Raw genomic sequence first — 564 nt, 5'->3', positions numbered from 1 at the left:
GCTGGAAATTAATTTAAAATAGATCGCCATGAACAAGACGACGCGAAGATGATAAAAAAACTGGATCACACTCGACTTCTGACTTGGATAATAAAGTGCAAACAGCGTCGAGACCAGCGGGAAAAAGAGATAATTATTCGTGAAATTGCTCCCAGAGGCAGCTGGAAATTCGCGAACCGGATTTTCGATGGCCTGCCATTCGACTAATAACAAGCTCATGATCCAAGTGATCATTTGCGTAGATAGGAATAACAGAACAGCCTCCCGAAAACGATGTTTCGGTATTTTGATCAGTATGATAACGAGACATACGATCCAAACGATGATCAAAATAACCCGTTCCACTGTCATGGTTCTCAGCCTTTCTGCATGAAATCTCCTAATTCCCAATATGCCCGAATTGCTTCCATTTATCCCCGAGATGAAAAAAGAAGAGCTCCGACTTACAGCTCTTCGATATTTTTTTCAACAGGTTGCATAGGCTCATCATCGTTGTTATCACGCACTGTTTTTTGAAGTACGAAGGAAGACATGGTAAGAAATAAGGCCGTAACTGCATAATAC

Annotated in this window: 2 protein-coding genes; both read right to left on the bottom strand. The window is 41.3% G+C overall.

From position 1 onward, the window contains the following. Positions 1-351, bottom strand: a 351-nt coding sequence (locus tag AC1DUA_RS40180) for a CBO0543 family protein (protein WP_477504956.1), incomplete at its 3' end; no start/stop codon positions are given. Between the two features lie 92 nt (positions 352-443). Further along, positions 444-564: YiaA/YiaB family inner membrane protein (locus AC1DUA_RS40175; RefSeq protein WP_477504957.1), on the bottom strand; the 121-nt coding region annotated here is incomplete at its 5' end.

Source organism: Paenibacillus sp. 01T422 (assembly GCF_056398785.1).
This window is presented reverse-complemented; position numbering and strand designations above follow the sequence as displayed.